This is a genomic window from Vibrio sp. 1874 (genome assembly GCF_033344395.1).
GTDB classification, from domain to species: domain Bacteria; phylum Pseudomonadota; class Gammaproteobacteria; order Enterobacterales; family Vibrionaceae; genus Vibrio; species Vibrio alginolyticus.
The window spans coordinates 392,688-406,432 of record NZ_JAWPOR010000004.1 but is presented as its reverse complement, the minus strand read 5'-3'; the positions used below and the strand labels follow the sequence as shown (position 1 = coordinate 406,432).

The 13,745-nt window shown below is 43.0% G+C and carries 13 protein-coding genes; 9 read left to right on the top strand and 4 right to left on the bottom strand.

The genetic code is table 11. The annotated features are described in order from the left end of the window. Positions 1 to 3: 3 nt before the first annotated feature. Positions 4 to 543: a heme NO-binding domain-containing protein gene (locus R8N46_RS11685; protein ID WP_005388282.1), complete on the bottom strand. Its 540-nt coding sequence runs from the start codon at positions 541 to 543 to the stop codon at positions 4 to 6. Positions 544 to 774: 231 nt separating this feature from the next. Between R8N46_RS11685 and R8N46_RS11680 the strand changes: the two genes are divergently transcribed. The 5 genes from R8N46_RS11680 to R8N46_RS11660 all read left to right on the top strand — a co-directional run bounded on the left by R8N46_RS11680 (position 775) and on the right by R8N46_RS11660 (position 6,922). After that, positions 775 to 1,374, top strand: a complete 600-nt coding sequence (locus tag R8N46_RS11680) for a CoA pyrophosphatase (RefSeq protein ID WP_213972441.1) — start codon at positions 775 to 777, stop codon at positions 1,372 to 1,374. A gap of 345 nt (positions 1,375 to 1,719) precedes the next feature. After that, entirely contained in the window at positions 1,720 to 2,973 is a 1,254-nt protein-coding gene (locus R8N46_RS11675; RefSeq protein WP_005388284.1) for an aromatic amino acid transport family protein, read from the top strand. 97 nt (positions 2,974 to 3,070) lie between these two features. Next, complete coding sequence (locus tag R8N46_RS11670) at positions 3,071 to 4,432, top strand: L-serine ammonia-lyase (protein WP_042522776.1); 1,362 nt, start codon at positions 3,071 to 3,073, stop codon at positions 4,430 to 4,432. Between the two features lie 212 nt (positions 4,433 to 4,644). After that, positions 4,645 to 6,360 (top strand): EAL domain-containing protein, encoded by a 1,716-nt coding sequence (locus tag R8N46_RS11665; RefSeq protein ID WP_154204465.1) that lies wholly within the window; start codon positions 4,645 to 4,647, stop codon positions 6,358 to 6,360. Between the two features lie 94 nt (positions 6,361 to 6,454). Further along, positions 6,455 to 6,922, top strand: a complete 468-nt coding sequence (locus tag R8N46_RS11660) for a GNAT family N-acetyltransferase (protein WP_025767296.1) — start codon at positions 6,455 to 6,457, stop codon at positions 6,920 to 6,922. 89 nt (positions 6,923 to 7,011) lie between these two features. Here R8N46_RS11660 and queD read toward each other — a convergent pair whose 3' ends face one another. Then, positions 7,012 to 7,374, bottom strand: a complete 363-nt coding sequence (gene queD / locus R8N46_RS11655) for a 6-carboxytetrahydropterin synthase QueD (protein WP_005376896.1) — start codon at positions 7,372 to 7,374, stop codon at positions 7,012 to 7,014. 293 nt (positions 7,375 to 7,667) lie between these two features. Here queD and R8N46_RS11650 point away from each other — a divergent pair, with 293 nt between their 5' ends. Beyond that, positions 7,668 to 9,293 (top strand): methyl-accepting chemotaxis protein, encoded by a 1,626-nt coding sequence (locus R8N46_RS11650; protein WP_318098452.1) that lies wholly within the window; start codon positions 7,668 to 7,670, stop codon positions 9,291 to 9,293. Positions 9,294 to 9,482: 189 nt separating this feature from the next. Further along, positions 9,483 to 10,883 carry an asparagine--tRNA ligase gene (asnS, locus tag R8N46_RS11645; RefSeq protein WP_017636101.1) on the top strand — a complete coding sequence of 467 codons (1,401 nt, stop codon included), beginning with the start codon at positions 9,483 to 9,485 and terminating at the stop codon, positions 10,881 to 10,883. 90 nt (positions 10,884 to 10,973) lie between these two features. On the opposite strand, the gene R8N46_RS11640 is transcribed toward asnS, so the two are convergent. After that, positions 10,974 to 11,198, bottom strand: coding sequence for a hypothetical protein (locus R8N46_RS11640; protein ID WP_017636102.1), 225 nt, complete (start codon positions 11,196 to 11,198; stop codon positions 10,974 to 10,976). Between the two features lie 98 nt (positions 11,199 to 11,296). Further along, positions 11,297 to 12,688 carry a PLP-dependent aminotransferase family protein gene (locus tag R8N46_RS11635; RefSeq protein WP_115386143.1) on the bottom strand — a complete coding sequence of 464 codons (1,392 nt, stop codon included), beginning with the start codon at positions 12,686 to 12,688 and terminating at the stop codon, positions 11,297 to 11,299. 259 nt (positions 12,689 to 12,947) lie between these two features. Between R8N46_RS11635 and R8N46_RS11630 the strand changes: the two genes are divergently transcribed. Both R8N46_RS11630 and R8N46_RS11625 read left to right on the top strand, forming a co-directional pair. Beyond that, entirely contained in the window at positions 12,948 to 13,178 is a 231-nt protein-coding gene (locus R8N46_RS11630; RefSeq protein WP_017636104.1) for a hypothetical protein, read from the top strand. Between the two features lie 245 nt (positions 13,179 to 13,423). Beyond that, entirely contained in the window at positions 13,424 to 13,723 is a 300-nt protein-coding gene (locus R8N46_RS11625; RefSeq protein WP_005376885.1) for a hypothetical protein, read from the top strand. Positions 13,724 to 13,745: the final 22 nt, after the last annotated feature.

The following is a 13,745-nucleotide window of genomic DNA, read 5'->3' as shown; positions in this document are numbered from 1 at the left end:
TTCTTATTGAGCCTCTAACCAAAAACGTACTTTGCTACCATCTTCTGACTGATTTTGATGTTTGATATGAACTACCTCACCAAAATGCGCAGCACAGCCTTTTATCAATCCTAAGCATACGTGAGACATACATCTTGCGCTGTGGTAGTCAAATACCAATTGGGATTGATTTTCACTAATGAAATCAAATTGCGGAGGGTTAGCATCAGGATAGAGCTTCTTAACTTCGACATGAATAAAATCTTCAACATGGCGAACAAATTGAAACGTCGTTTCACACTGTTGCAAACTGGCGTGACTAGGAATGGAGCGAAGTAAATTCAAAAAGACGCACTCTCCAAACACTTCTTGCAGTTGCTCGGGGGGAACACCAGATACTTTACTGAGATTCACGATCAACTTAACCAAGTCTTTGTGATCGTAACTACCAACAGCGGTGTAAACACCTTCATCGTTAGAAAGATCGAGAACTTGGTCTAACACATCAAGACCGAATTTCTCTTCTACTAACTCCATGAACTCGGTGAAAATAATCCCTTTCATTGGCCAATACTTGTCCTATAGTGACGTCCTAAAATAAAGAATGGTGTATAACCTTATAAGTTTCAAATTAATATGTTCAAGCAGAGTGAGACACACAACACAAAGAGGGAAAGTGCTGGCGAGTGCTTTAATGCGAATGTTTTATTTGGTAACCAGTAACGATAACGCCATACGCTTTGCCGTCTTTGAGTATAATAAATAATGGTTAGGCACGATAAATAAGGACTCAGTTTGGTTATCGACAAAACTCATTTACTACAGAACTTTCAATTTCGGCTTCCAACGGGCTACCACAAAGAGTCCCTTGCACGACTGAAATGGATGAAAGAAAAGTCCCTGAGAGATGCGGCAGTCTTAATCGGTTTTGTGGAACGCGATGACGGGTTACAAGTCATTCTGACTAAGCGTGCAGCCCACTTACGCCATCATCCGGGACAAATCAGCTTTCCCGGTGGCAAATATGAGCAGAAAGATATTCAGCTCGTGAATACCGCTTTAAGGGAAACCAAAGAAGAAGTTGGGATAGAAGATGAGCATATTCATGTGTTTGGTCAACTGCCTACACTACCAACGATTAGTCAATTTAATGTGACACCTTTTTTGGCTTTTGTTTCTCCGGAATATAAAACGCATATTGACCCAAATGAAGTAGAGTCAGTTTTTGAGGTTCCTGCCAACCATATTCTGAACCCCAAAAAATTGTATAGCACCAAATTTGACCTAAAAAGAAGCAGTCATCGTGTATTTGCTATCCCATATAGACAGCATTTCATCTGGGGCATGACGGCACAAATTATCGAATCAATGCAAAAACATATTATTTCACATTAAACAGTTGTTGATATCGGTGCTTTTATAGGCGCGATCATTATGCGCATCAATATTAATAAAACGTTGCTTCATAAACATTCATTCACATTAGATTAATTTTCCATTTTCACCGCAAACGCTTGCGGTGAAATAAATTTATACAAACAGCCCTATTGATAAGTTTTTCTAATTTTACTCATTAGCAGAAATCACGAGTAGCACATCATTTTCGTGATAAAAAGCAGGTTTTTGACATATCATTCAATAAGCGTAAGCAATAAATGATTTAGATCTAATTTTCCTAGTGTAAAATCTTGCAAAATTACTCCCGACTTATTTCCTGTTCCCAAAATGAGTAACTAAAAAATGAATACAACTACTTCTGCGGTTTCTACCGCACAATCGTCTAGTAAGTTTTCTTACAAAGACTTTACCTGGTGTCTGTCCCTTTTTGGTACGGCAGTAGGTGCAGGTGTACTATTCCTTCCTATTAAAGCAGGTGCAGGTGGCTTCTGGCCATTAGTAATCCTAGCCCTAATCGCAGCACCAATGACTTGGTTCGCACACAAATCTTTAGCTCGTTTCGTTCTTTCTGCGAAAAACCCTGAAGCGGACATCACCGACACAGTAGAAGAGCACTTTGGTAAGACTGGCGCAAACCTTATTACGTTCGCTTACTTCTTCGCTATCTACCCAATCGTACTTATCTACGGTGTTGGTATCACAAACACAGTTGACTCTTTCCTAGTTAACCAAATGGGCATGGAATCTATTCCTCGCTGGCTACTTTCTGGTGCACTTATTGCTGCAATGACAGCAGGCGTAGTATTCGGTAAAGAGCTTATGCTGAAAGCAACTTCAGCAATGGTTTACCCTCTCGTGTTCATCCTACTAGCACTGTCTGTATACCTAATTCCTGGTTGGAACACTTCAATGATGGAAGTGTCACCTGACTGGGGTGCAATGCCAGCTATCGTTTGGCTAGCAATCCCTGTTATTGTGTTCTCTTTCAACCACAGCCCAATCATTTCTCAGTTCTCTAAAGAGCAACGTCGTGTATATGGTGATGACGCAGTTAAGAAAACTGACGCTATCACTGGTGGCGCAGCAATGATGCTGATGGGCTTTGTTATGTTCTTCGTTTTCTCTGTTGTACTTTCTCTGTCTCCAGAGCAACTAGCAACGGCGCAAGAACAAAATATCTCTGTTCTCTCTTACCTAGCAAACGTGCATGAATCTCCACTGATCTCTTACATGGGTCCATTGGTTGCTTTCGCAGCGATCACCTCTAGCTACTTTGGCCACTTCTTAGGTGCGCACGAAGGTCTAGTTGGTCTAGTGAAATCTCGTTCAAAATCACCAGTAAGCAAGATCGAGAAGATGTCTCTAATCTTCATTGTAATCACAACTTGGATCGTTGCTATCGTTAACCCAAGCATCCTAGGTATGATTGAAACAATGGGTGCACCAATGATTGCGGCAATCCTATTCTTGATGCCAATCTTCGCAATGCAAAAAGTTCCTGCGATGGCTAAGTACAAAACTTCAGCACCTGTGCAAATTTTCACAGCAATCTGTGGTCTTGCTGCAATTAGTTCTGTAATCTACGGCGCTCTTTAATCATCTCTGCCCAGTGCAGTATGATTAATCCAAAAATATAACGATAAAATTAAGCCTCCCAACTCCCCTTGGGAGGCTTTCTTCTGAGGTAATCGATATGATTAGTGTTTTTGATATCTATAAAATCGGTGTTGGACCTTCAAGCTCACACACTGTAGGCCCAATGAAAGCGGGTAAAGAGTTTATTGATGATCTTCGTGCAATGGGAAAACTGCGCGACATCACTAAAATCACCGTTGACGTTTATGGATCACTATCACTGACAGGGAAAGGTCACCACACAGATATTGCTATCATCATGGGTCTTGCAGGCAACACTCCTGAGAAAGTTGATATCGATTCTATCCCGGGCTTTATCGCTCGTGTAGAAGAAACTGAACGCCTTCCTGTTGGCATGCACTGTCACACAGTATCGTTCCCACGTGAAGGTGGAATGAACTTCCACAAAACAAACCTAGAGCTACACGAAAACGGCATGCAGATCCACGCGTGGATCGAAGACGAAAAAGTGTACTCAAAGACTTACTACTCTATCGGCGGTGGTTTCATCGTTGATGAAGAAAATTTCGGTAAAGAAGCTGAGAACCCAGTAAAAGTACCTTACCCGTTTACAACGGCAGAGGAACTGGTTAACCAATGCCACGAAAGTGGATTGTCCATCAGCGCACTAACCATGAAGAATGAGCATGCGCTTCATTCAGATGAAGAAACTCGTACTTATTTCGCGAACATCTGGCGCACAATGCGCGAGTGTATGGATCGCGGTATGAATGAAGAAGGTATTTTGCCTGGTCCACTACGCGTGCCTCGTCGTGCAGCAGCACTTCGCCAGCAGCTACTTACTTCAGAAAAGACGACAAACGACCCAATGTCTGTTGTTGATTGGGTAAACATGTTTGCTTTCGCAGTAAACGAAGAGAACGCAGCAGGTGGCCGCGTTGTTACAGCACCAACTAACGGTGCGTGTGGCATCATCCCTGCGGTACTGGCTTACTACGATAAGTTCATCCAAACTGTGACTGAAAAAGATTACATCCGTTACTTTGCGGCTTCTGGCGCAATCGGTGGTCTTTACAAGCGCAACGCGTCTATCTCTGGTGCAGAGGTTGGCTGTCAGGGTGAAGTTGGCGTGGCATGTTCTATGGCAGCAGCAGGCCTTGCTGAGCTTATGGGTGGTAGCCCAGAGCAAGTATGTATGGCAGCAGAAATCGCGATGGAGCACAACTTAGGTCTAACGTGTGACCCAGTTGCAGGTCAGGTTCAGGTTCCATGTATCGAGCGTAACGGTATTGCGGCAGTAAAAGCAATCAACTCAACTCGCATGGCACTACGTCGCTCTTCAGCTCCAACTGTTTCTCTAGATAAGGTTATCGAAACCATGCTAGAAACAGGTAAAGACATGAACGCGAAATACCGCGAAACATCTCAAGGTGGTCTAGCAATCAAAGTGATTTGCTAATACGACTTTCTGAATACCAATCAAAACCCGAGTTTATGCTCGGGTTTTTTTATACCCCAAAAACCTAGGAGAATACGTTATCAGGACAAGTAAAAAAAAACCTAAAACGTTGAATATATCCAAATATTATGGATATCTCAGTAAAAAATCACATCTCTTCCCTAGCTTTATTGATAACGTAGCCAAAAATTAAACTTGGAGCACATCAACACATGATTAGGTTTGAAATTGGAAACCAAATCTGCGTTTGCTTGTCCGAAAACGAAATATCTCTAGAGCTCAATCAGTCACTCCACCACTCCATTCCTGTCAACCCAAATGAGTACGCCATTCTGTCAACTATCGCCACATACGGCAGTTTAAATACGCCGATTAGTCAGCGGTTAATAGAAAGCAAAATCACTCAACAATACAAAATGACACTGCCTGAAAATGGCTTTAAAAACGCGGTGGCCGCTCTAAGAAAGAAATTTCGCAAGCTCACGGAAGAACACTTAACCACTAACAAAAACATTATCGAAAACATTCACCGGACCGGATACTTCATCCCTTTTACTATGCAAAACAACCATCAGAATGGCATCGAACATCAACAGAAGATCAATCAATACACAACCAATAGTCTTCGCAAAGCGCTTCGTATTTGCCTGCGTAATAAAAAGATCTATTCAGAAGCAATGTGGGTTGTGTTGATCACTGCGATCATTTTCTTTGCTATCTGTTACTACGCGATAAACAGCATCGTTAAACATAATTATCTGGATAACGCCTTCGAAATTGCAGAGAACCTTTCCCGCAGGAGTTGCTTTGCTAATGAAAGCGAACTGAAGTCACTATTTGATAATGTGAAGTTGGTGGAATCGAGCATGATGCTAGATCGTTTCAATATTCGATGCTTAGTCACTCCAGAAACCGTTGTCCCTGTCAGCAAAAAAGCCTTTGAAGAGTGGAGTAACAATAACAATTACACTACCCAATCATTTGACTTAAATAACGCAACCGTTTTGGTTCGTGTTAAAAACATTAACTTATCCGACAATGTTGAAAATCATATTTCACGTTTTTTTCTTTCTGGTATGAAGCTATCAACGAATACCGGAACGTCGTTAGAGATTGGTAACACCAATGAACGCTTTTTCAATTATCACGTAAAGAATAGTGGCTATAAAGAGGTGTATTACATCTCTGGACCGTTTCAAAGTATCATTCTACTGAGCTTACTTTTTCTCATTATACTGCGTCACCGCTCCCTACAAGCCTTTATGGCTTACTTGTGCGCAATTCGACAATTCAAAATAAAACTGGAACCGATTTATAACACTTCGGCACAAAAGATTGTGCACTACGAAGCCCTCTCCCGGTTTAAGGTAAAAAATACGCAACGGTTTATTGAAACACTGATCCGCAATGGATTGCTGCTAACTCATACCTTACTGGTGATTGATTCCATCTACACCAAACAAAAAGCGTTGCCCATCCCTATCAGCATTAACGTTTGTCCTTCTTTGCTGCGAGGGCGTAACTTTTCAATCCTATATAGAGAGCTATCTAATCGGGATTGCCGTTTGCTGACAATCGAAATCACAGAAAATGCATCGATGTACTATACCTCTGAGATTTATGGCAATGTCGCGAAACTAAAAGCTCTGGATTGTAAAATCAGTATTGATGACTTTGGCACCGGTAATAATAATGTGGCGCTTATCAGCAAGCTGAATCCGGACTATCTCAAAATCGACCGAGAATTTGTTATTGGCCTAAAAACTGATGATAAAAAGATAGAAACCTTGCGTCAGTTAATTGCTATGGGCAATACGTATCGCTGCACGGTCATTGTTGAAGGCGTAGAAACGGCAGACAGTGCTCACTTACTCACAACATTGGGCGCATACATTCACCAAGGTTATTATTACCCTCTTCATTGCTAGCTTTTCTTCACTCGGTTAGTTACTTAAAATAGATTTAATACTCTATAAAAACTCGTGGTGGCATAACGGTATGCCGCCAATTTGTGATTGAGCGATGATTGCGATTAAACCCACCAAACTGAAAGATTTTTCAAGTTTGATGCAATTGGATGTGCAAGAAGAGCAAAAAGGATTTTTTACACCGTTTGAAATGGCTTACCAAAAACGCAGTAAGTCAGAGGCGTTCTTTACGATTTATTCTGATGACCTATTAGTAGGCTATCTTGTTATCGATAAAGGTTTCTCCCAACATGCGCCGTTTGCTAAACGATACGAACTGGAGCTTAAATACTTGATGATTGATCAACGTTTCCAACGTCAAAGGGTTGGGAGTGAGGCATTGCGTAAACTGTTCCTTTATGCGTATACCATTAACCCTAAAAGCACCTCTCTTTGCGCCACTGTCCCACAAAGTCAGCAATACGCTATCAGTTTTCTTGATGCGTGCGGATTCATTAATACAGAGGAAACAACATTGGGTGATAATGAAAAAGAATGGATTCTACGACACCCATTAAGCTAGCTGGTGAAGCATAATCAAAATTGGGCCATTCAGACACAACAAAGGCAAGCTTCTCGCTTGCCTTTGTTTAATGCTCAATAGAAAGTGACTTATTCGCCTTTGTAAATACAACCCGCTGTGCACGTTTCTTTGATTTCGACTTTACTTAGCAGTGGTAAGCTTGGCTTAAGCTGCTGCCAAATCCATTTTGCTAACACTTCGCTAGTCGGGTTCTCTAACCCTTCAATGTCGTTTAGGTAGTAATGGTCTAAGCGATTGTAAATTGGTTTAAATGCAGCTTTGATCTCTGCAAAATCCACTACCCAACCTGTATGTGGATCAACTTCACCTTCTACATAAAGACGAACAAGGAAAGAGTGTCCGTGCAAACGACCACACTTGTGACCTTCTGGTACGTGTGGCAAATGGTGTGCTGCTTCGAACATAAACTCTTTGTATAATTCTGTTTTCATCTTGATTCTCAGGCTTTAAAAAGACAGGCAATACTAAGGAATTCGCTGCCAAGAGACAAGCGTTACCCCATACAAGCGTAGCAAAAACTTCCGCTGGTTCCTGGCCTCTTTGCTATCACTCACACCAAAGCGCCGTATTTTTGTCACGCGCCAAACATTTGATTACACAGCACTCACATCACAATTACATATCCCCAACATGTGTGGGGTCACAATCATTCATTTCGTTGTTCGCAGTGCGCATTTGTGCACATTAATATTGTGCAGTTCGTTCCAATTACACTTATAAATTTATGCGCTCAACTATCACTTTTAAGCTCTTACTGGCGTTAATTGCTGTCTTCAGCTGCGTTCTAGCTGCCTCTACGGCTTACCAATACCATCAACAAAAAACCTTAATCAATGATGTTCTTAGTGAACAACTCCATGATAAGGCTAGTAATTATTTCGATAGCCTAAATATGATGATGCTTACGGGCACCATGTCGCAAAAAGAGACCTTACGTCAAAAAGCCCTGGCCCAAGAAGGCATTGAAGCAGTTCGCGTGTTGCGAGCTGATACTGTGACCAAACTTTACGGACCTGGGCAACAAAACCAGCAGCCTGTCGATGATATTGATCAACGAGCGTTGAATGGTGAACTGGTGATTGAACCAATCTCAGCCGATTGGGGCAAAGGGTTAGTAGTCGCGCTACCAATGAAATCGAGCGAAAATTACCGTGGCACCAACTGCGTTTCTTGCCACGTTGCACCAGCAGGAGAAGTGTTGGGCGCGATTCGCTTGGAATACAACATGAATCATGTCAATTCAATGATCAGTAAACAGGCAATGTTTGCGATGGGAATAATGGCCGTAATCGCATTTGTGGGCTTCATCATAACGATGAGTTTGATTCAGAAAATCATTGTACGACCAATTCAAAGAACGTCGAAATTCATGTCGAATGTGAGCCATAGCAAAGATCTATCTCAACGACTTATGCATCACCAACAGGATGAAGTGGGCCAACTTTCTACAGCCATCAGTTCATTCATGGATACGGTCTCCGAAAGCTTAGAACGTGTGCAAGACACCTCTCACTCACTTGCCGACTCCGCGAGTAAACTAACTGCTGTCGCGCAGTCCACAGATAAAGCGGCCAATAACCAACAGCTAGAGACCAACGAAGTACAAAGTAATATCACCGATATGTTGCAGCAACAAACTGCTGTTGAGGACTCGACTAACAACGCTACTGTTTTGGTCAATCACACCGTTGATGTCGCCACTCATAGTGCAAGCCAAGCACACAACGTCAGTGAAGACATCAAACAACTAGTAAGTAACATTGATACCGTACGGGAAAAAATCAGCTCTCTAAATCAAAGAACCGAAGAAGTGTCGTCCATTCTTGTGGTTATTAAGGGTATTGCAGAACAAACCAATCTGCTCGCGTTGAATGCTGCTATTGAAGCCGCCCGAGCCGGAGAGCAAGGGCGCGGTTTTGCGGTCGTCGCGGAAGAAGTGCGTAACCTGGCTTCTAGGACGGCTGAGGCCACTGGTAATATTGAACATATCATTTCTCAATTCCAGCAAAGAAGTGAAGAGTCATTAACTTCTGTTGATACCGTCTGCCAGTTTGCTCATCAACGCTCTGTCGATGTCGAGGCACTATCAGCCACAATGCATAACGTTGTTGACGAAATGCGCCAAGTGCTCAGACATGCAGAAGATATCCAAAACCAGACGCAAACCACATCTGATGTAAGTCAGCATATTCAATCTAAAATAGATGTGATCACACTGCATGCTAACGACACATCGCAATCAGCATCGCACACGCGTGATATTAGTGTTGATTTAGAGCATCTATCCGAACGTTTAGAGCAATTACTAAACCAATTCACACTTTCAGAGCACAAAAGAGTGAATAAATAGAGAGATTCTCCCCATCAAAACGAATATAAAGGTTGATGCGAGCGAATTGACAGGTAATATGTCTCGTTGAATCTGTAAAATGTTACCCAACTCAGCGCTTAGCTTGTTTTTTGAACAAAAATGTTATTAGACAAGTACTTTAAGTAAGCGTTGAGTTGAATTTTTACCTCAATGGAGAATATTGAAAACATGACTTACGCGCCTGTATCAGACGTATTGAAAGGTCAGCTAGCAGTAGACAGCGAAGTGACTGTTCGTGGCTGGATCCGTTCACGTCGTGATTCCAAAGCTGGAATCTCTTTCCTTGCCATATATGACGGCTCTTGTTTCGACCCGATTCAGGCCGTGGTCCCAAATAATCTTAATAATTACGAAGACGAAGTATTAAAGCTAACGACTGGCTGCTCTGTTGAAGTAACTGGTAAGATTGTTGAATCTCCTGCAAAGGGTCAAGACTTCGAACTTGCTGCCACTGACGTTAAAGTGGTTGGTTGGGTTGAAGATGCTGAAACTTACCCAATGGCAAAAACTCGTCACTCAATCGAGTACCTACGTGAAGTTGCGCACCTACGTCCGCGCACAAACGTAATCGGTGCAGTAGCACGTGTACGTAACTGCCTATCTCAAGCAATCCACCGCTTCTACCACGAGCAAGGTTACTTCTGGGTATCTGCGCCGTTGATCACGGCTTCAGATGCTGAAGGCGCTGGTGAAATGTTCCGCGTATCTACGCTAGACATGGAAAACCTTCCTCGCACTGATGCTGGTAAAGTGGACTACAACGAAGACTTCTTCGGTAAAGAGACGTTCCTAACCGTATCTGGTCAGCTAAACGCAGAAGCTTACGCTTGTGCGCTAAGCAAAGTTTACACTTTCGGCCCTACTTTCCGTGCTGAAAACTCAAATACAAGCCGCCACCTAGCAGAGTTCTGGATGGTTGAGCCTGAAGTTGCGTTCGCAGAACTGGACGATGTAGCGAAACTGGCTGAAGACATGCTCAAGTACGTGTTTAAAGCAGTGCTTGCAGAGTGTCGTGATGACCTTGAATTCTTCGCTCAACGCATCGACAAAGAAGCAATCACTCGTTTAGAGCAGTTCGTTTCTTCTGACTTCGCGCAGGTTGACTACACTGACGCAATCCAGATCCTTCTTGATTCAGGTCGTGAGTTCGAATTCCCAGTTGAATGGGGTATCGATATGTCTTCTGAGCACGAGCGTTTCCTTGCTGAAGAACACTTCAAAGCACCTGTAATCGTTAAGAACTACCCGAAAGACATCAAAGCATTCTACATGCGTGCTAACGATGACGGTAAAACAGTTGCAGCGATGGACGTTCTAGCACCGGGCATCGGCGAAATCATCGGTGGTTCTCAGCGTGAAGAGCGCCTAGACATTCTAGATGCACGTATGCGTGAAGTGGGTATCGATCCTGAACACATGAGCTGGTACCGCGACCTACGTAAATACGGTACAGTGCCACACGCAGGCTTCGGTCTAGGCTTCGAGCGCCTAGTATCTTACGTAACTGGTATGGGCAACGTTCGTGACGTGATCCCATTCCCACGTACTCCTCGCTCTGCGAACTTCTAATCACTTTTTAGTGATATCGAATTAAAAAGACCTCCCATGTGGAGGTCTTTTATTTGTACGAATGATTTTCTAGCAACCGGTGTATGCACTCTAGTTGTTATTTTCGTCGTCATCCTCATCTGCTCGCGCTGCGTATTTTACTCCAACCACACACAAGCCAAACATCACAAATGGGATAACGGCAGCAGTGTATTCCGTCCAAACCATATGAGAGAAAGATTTCGCCAATATCAAGTGTGCAAACACCAACAAAAATGCGCTAAAAATAGCAACACCCATCAACCTAAGTTCATGCTTTACCAACTGCTTTTTCATTACGGCTCCTAACCTAAATGGTTGTCTGCCCATGATTGAAACACAGCTTCGGTATCGTCCACTGATACAGTTTGAGCAAAAAACAGGTAAACAGTTGGCTAATGAAGTAATTCTCCGACCGTCTTCACGGCTTGTTCTAATTCATCATTTACAGGTAACGATGTATTAAGCCTCAGGTAGTTCTCATAATTTGGAGTGATAGAAAACAACTGACCAAATGCTACAGTGATGTTCGCTTCCAATAACTTCTGATAAATCGCTTTTCCGCACTTTGTTTTCGGCAGTTCTATCCAAAGAAAATAGCCGCCTTTCGGTTGCGTGTAACGAATCGATTGGGGAAAGTACTTATCAACCAGTTCAATAAACGCCAATTGCCGCTGCTCAAGATTCTTTCGCAGTTTTCTAAGACGGCTATCATAACTATCGTTTTGCAAGTAATGCGCGATACCCTGCTGGATTGGTGCACTGCCTGACAACGTCGAGATAAGTTGCAGCTTTTGAAGTTGCTCATTGAAGCGTTTGTTTACCACCCAGCCCAGCCTATAGCCAGGGCAAAGGCTTTTTGAAAATGATCCACAATGCAACACGCGCTCTTGTGTATCAAAAGCTTTAAGTGAGCTTGGCTTTTTTTCAGAAAAATAAAGCTCTGAATACACATCATCTTCGATCAAGTACACATCGTATTTGTCAGCCAGTTCGACGATACGTTGCTTCTGCCCGTCACTTAATAAAGTTCCTGTTGGATTGTGAAAGTTAGTCATTAACCAACATGCGCGAACATCATTGCCGGCAAAAGTCGCTTCAATTTGATCCACTGAATGTCCAGTTAACGGATCCACCGTTATTTCTATCGCCTTTAGACCTAAACGTTCAATCGCTTGAAGTGCGCCATAAAACGTCGGTGATTCAACTACAACAGTATCTCCAGGCTGGGTCACGGCCTGAAGGCTCAAATTCAACGCTTCTAATGCGCCAGAAGTAACGACAATATCATCATGGGTAAACACCATACCTTGTTGGATGTACCGTTGAGCAATCAAACGGCGTAGAGACTCACAGCCCGGCGGCAAGTTATCCAATAACGTCTCTGCCCCCATCTTCCTGCCTGAGCTGGCTAGGTTGCGGTTTAGCGCTTCTAATGGGAACAATGCTGGGTCTGGAAACGCGGAGCCAAACTTCACCGCATTCGGTGAGGCCTGATTTTTGAGGTAGTCGTAAAGTTCATCGTTGATGCTAGAGCGATAAACGGAAGTGGCTGGAGAACTCGGTTCGAAGCGGTCCAACTCCGCAGTAACAAAGTATCCAGACTGAGGTTTCGCTGCGACCCAACCTTGTGCTTCGAGCAGCTGATAAGCTTGTAACACCGTACCTGCGCTGACAGAATGGTTTCGGCTTGTTACACGCACTGATGGCAGCTTTTCCCCTGCTCTCCATGTATTTTGCTGAATCTGCGTTTTGAACAGCTCAGCCAGTTGACGGTATCGGTTCATGTTTCCCTCATTTCACTTACAGCCGCACCATAGCATACTTCGCGCCAGCATTCTGATATGGGAGTATTCAATTTAGCAACGTAATTTATCAAGCTTATCAATAGATATTTCAGCCACGAAGTGAGCGTTTATATCCCATACTTTGACTGTTACACACATATTGCCTCACATCTTTGCAATACCTAAAAGCCAAGGTTTTACGTTGGACTGAGTGCGTTAAACTCACTTCGAGCTACGGTCTTTAAATCAGGAGGAAGCGATGAAAGTTTTTACAATGGACGATCTCTCGTATCGCGGAAAACATAAAGGTGTACATAGTTGGGACCATCCTGGCAGTACCACCCCTTATTATTGGCATCCTGATTGGCTGCATATCGCTGAAGATGCTTTGGGTGAACACAAAAAGGCTGACCTTGAAGTCCCTGATGGAGAAACAGCGACAGAAGAGCATGCAAAAGCGGCGATTCTCAAACACTTGAATGACGAGTAGTTTAGGCTCTATCACCGTTCAAGAATAGCATTAGGTAGGCGAATCCATCGTTGTATGCTTTAAACACAAATAAAGCTAAAACCTGCCAAATAGTAAATTCTTCTGAATGAGAAGTACGCATCTTCTATAGCGTTCAAAGGGCAAAATAAGTCGATTGTTATCACATTAATTTTCATTACATCTGTTACATTTAAATAGTAATGGTGATGCACACCTCAACTCATGAATTATGAGAGAAAACAATAATGGCGAAATACAACGAAGAAGATATTAAATACAAAGGTGAATCCAACGGCGTACATTCTTGGAGCTCTCCTTCCGGCCAACCTTATTACTGGCACCCAGATTGGCTACACGTTGCGGAAGATGCGACGGGTACGCATCCGAAGCAAAAACTTGAAGTTGAAAAGACAGAAGTACCAACCGAAAAGCACGCATTAAAAGCGATCTTAAAGCATATGAACGACTGGGCGACTGAAAAACTTTCTTCTAACCCTGACATCGAAACCAATGCGGTTGAGTCGGAAATCAATCTGAAGAAATAACCCCAACCGATATCCATACTTC